Raw genomic sequence first — 3,155 nt, 5'->3', positions numbered from 1 at the left:
AATTTTATCTCTTCATAGTTGTCCATGGGAATTCGGTTCGTTTTTTCGTTTTGAGGAACAATGTATTTCTTAACTTGATGGCGATGGGGTACCGCCAGCATTTTGGAAAAAAACCACGCTAAGCAAAAAATAAAATAAGCCATCCATTTGGACAGCTCATTTACATAATTCTCGATATAGAAAGTTAAAATTTTTGGTTTCTTGCTCAATTAAAGCATCAGTTAGTTGAATAGGGGGTACTGCTAGCATTTCGGAAAAAAACCACGCTAAGCAAATTTCGACAAAAAACGAGTCGAGTTTTACCCCGTTAAGAGTAAGCCAACTCGTTTGTATTCAAGAGACGTAAGTTACGTAAACTTGAAGCATATGCTACATCAAAATTGTAAAAGGGTAATGGATCCTTACTAAAAGGCCATATGTGTTATCAAAGCAATAATTTCCTTTTCGTTAATTCCATTCTTTTCAGCTAATTGTAGATGAAATGGTAGTTGTTCATTATTGCCAATACTAATTAGAGCAGATAGTGTACATAAACTTCTTTCTTTTGATGTTAAAGTAGGAACTCTCCATACTTTTTCAAAATTTTCCTTACTCCTCACTCGATGGTTTTTAATGGTTTGGCTGGATTTCCTACTGCTACGGTGTTGGGAGGTACATCTTTTGTAACGACTGAGCCAGCCGCAATAATGGAATTATCACCAATCGTAGTTCCAGGCAGAATGACACAATTTCCCCCAATCCATACATTGTTACCAATCTTGATTGGTATTGCATATCCACTCTTATTTCTATCTTTAGGCTCTATTGAATGTCCAGCGGTATAGATTCCAACATTAGGACCTATCATACAGTCGTCACCAATTCTTACTTCTGCTATGTCTAAAATCGTACAGTTATATCCAGCATAGAAGTTCTTGCCAACGTGAATGTTATAGCCTAAGTCACAGTGAAAATTGTGTTCAATGCTAACATTTTCACCCACACTTCCGAACAACTCTTGAATAAGGATCTCCCTCTTTTCAAAGTCTTCAACGTCGCTTCTGTTGAATTCCTGAACGAGTTTATGAGCACGAATATTCTTCTTTCTCAATTCTTCTGTTCCTCTTTGATAAACGATTCTTTCTTTACCTGGGTTAGCCATATTCAGTCTCCCAACTTATCAAAATTAGACTCCTAAATAGATACTTTAAAGAGATACCCTATTGTCATTTTTAACTAATGATTATGTTTAGCGCTGCAGTCGCTTTAGGCCATCCAACATAAAAGGCCATATGTGTTATCAAAGCAATAATTTCTTTTTCGTTAATTCCATTCTTTTCAGCTAATTGTAGATGAAATGGTAGTTGTTCATTATTGCCAATACTAATTAGAGCAGATAGTGTAATTAAACTTCTTTCTTTTGATGTTAAAGTAGGATCTCTCCATACTTTTTCAAATAGTATGTTTTCACCGTAATCAACAAAATCGGGAGCAATATCTCTCATTTTCTTTGGTATATTTAATTCGATACGATCATTCACTATTCTTTTTCCTCCTTCATATTAACCATTTGTGCTATTCCTTGACCAAATGACCAGTTTTCAGCAGATGTCTCGTTTAATATAATAAAAATATCAGTTGTAGAGATGTTTAAATGATTATAAAAAGCTTCAGAGATTGATTGATACAAATTCCTTTTCTGATTTATTGCTCTTCCTGGCGCACATGTAATGGAAACATGTATCATTTTGTCTGTTCTCTTTTTCTCCCCTTCTAAGAGATAATGCGGGTCATAAAAAAATTGATCAGATGGATAGGGTAAAAATAAATGAAAGTAATCATTTTCTGGAATTTTAAAATGTTCAATTAATGAATGATGAATACTATTACTTACCTTTTTTAACTCTTCTTTATTCAATTGACCTTCTGGATAATAAACATTAACAAACGGCATATATTCACTCCCTTTCTTATAACTATATTTTACTTCCGTGACTTTGATTTATATAATTGAAAATACATCATATAATTATCAAAAAAACCGATATAGTTGAGGTGTGAAAGTGGAAATAAAAGAGTTAAATACATTTAAAATGATTGTCGAAGAAGGAACTTTTTCACTTGCGGCAAAAAAATTAAACTATGCTCAGTCAACTGTAACAACACATATAAAAAAACTAGAAAACGAACTTGGTTTTCTTCTATTTGAACGAGGGTGGGATGCACGATTAACAGATGAAGGTACTTTATTTGCGGAGGAAGTAGATAACTTGCTAATGCATTGGGATTATTCAATATCTCAAGCGCAACGTATAAGCAATGAGGAGAAAGGAACATTAAGAATAGGACTAACAGAATCTGTTGCAAAAAAATTAATCCCGTCTATATTAAAATATTTAAACAATGAAAAGCCGTATATACATTGTGATTTTGTTGTAGGAAATACAGCACTTTTATCACAAATAATAGATCAAAATAAAATTGATTTTGCTGTTTGTGGAAACAGCAAAAATAGTTCCAATGTGAATTTCACTCCACTTTGCCAAGAACAAATCGAATTTATAGTCAATAACCCTCATCATCCAGTATTACAAAAAGAGTCAGTTGAAATTTCTGATATCATTGATTATCCCATTTTGATTGGAGAGAATAGTTGTTATTATTCTCAATCTGTGAATGCCTTCTTATCAGAAAACAACTTATCCTTTAAAAGAGTCTACAATTGTAGTGCGCTACATCTTATTCCACAAATGGTTTTTGGAAACGCAATAGGCATTATCCCTAAGGGAACTAGCTTAAAACAAAGTAATATATCATTTAAGGTTAAGGGATTTGATCCCCAAATGCCTATAGGATTATTAATTCCTTCTAAAAAAAGAAACTATTTGAGCCAGACAAAACAACAACTTATGAAATTGATTGAGTCGTCGTTGAGATAAAGTTGATCAAAAATACCTCACAACCCATATTTTTCGACAAGATAAAAAAATCCATTTGTTTTAAACAATCAAACTTTATTTCAAATCTACATTTTAAATAAAAATAAATAAAGGCGCATTATGTCATTCATGTAACACAATATTAATAGTGTTGCGTTAAAGTCTAAAAAAACTCGTTTAAACGGTTGCTAATGCAACACAACTTATAAAACCAAGTCATTTTTAGATGCAAGATAA

Annotated in this window: 4 protein-coding genes and 1 pseudogene; 1 reads left to right on the top strand and 4 read right to left on the bottom strand. The window is 32.5% G+C overall.

Translation table 11 applies throughout. From position 1 onward, the window contains the following. Positions 1-404: 404 nt before the first annotated feature. From ACFQZ1_RS10470 to ACFQZ1_RS10455, 4 genes and pseudogenes are all read right to left on the bottom strand, one after another. Positions 405-581, bottom strand: a pseudogene (locus ACFQZ1_RS10470) (carboxymuconolactone decarboxylase family protein); the annotation flags it as partial. 14 nt (positions 582-595) lie between these two features. Next, positions 596-1,141: a sugar O-acetyltransferase gene (locus tag ACFQZ1_RS10465; protein WP_377882149.1), complete on the bottom strand. Its 546-nt coding sequence runs from the start codon at positions 1,139-1,141 to the stop codon at positions 596-598. Between the two features lie 70 nt (positions 1,142-1,211). Beyond that, positions 1,212-1,520 carry a carboxymuconolactone decarboxylase family protein gene (locus ACFQZ1_RS10460; protein ID WP_377882147.1) on the bottom strand — a complete coding sequence of 103 codons (309 nt, stop codon included), beginning with the start codon at positions 1,518-1,520 and terminating at the stop codon, positions 1,212-1,214. Further along, entirely contained in the window at positions 1,520-1,933 is a 414-nt protein-coding gene (locus tag ACFQZ1_RS10455; RefSeq protein ID WP_377882145.1) for a tautomerase family protein, read from the bottom strand. The genes ACFQZ1_RS10460 and ACFQZ1_RS10455 overlap by 1 nt, the downstream gene beginning before the upstream one ends. A gap of 109 nt (positions 1,934-2,042) precedes the next feature. Between ACFQZ1_RS10455 and ACFQZ1_RS10450 the strand changes: the two genes are divergently transcribed. After that, positions 2,043-2,918, top strand: coding sequence for a LysR family transcriptional regulator (locus ACFQZ1_RS10450; protein WP_377882143.1), 876 nt, complete (start codon positions 2,043-2,045; stop codon positions 2,916-2,918). Positions 2,919-3,155 lie beyond the last annotated feature (237 nt).

The organism is Bacillus sp. CGMCC 1.60114, from assembly GCF_042676365.1.
GTDB lineage: Bacteria > Bacillota > Bacilli > Bacillales > Bacillaceae_G > Bacillus_A > Bacillus_A rhizoplanae_A.
Note: the sequence above shows the minus strand (reverse complement) of the source record. Positions and strands in the feature narration are given on the sequence as shown.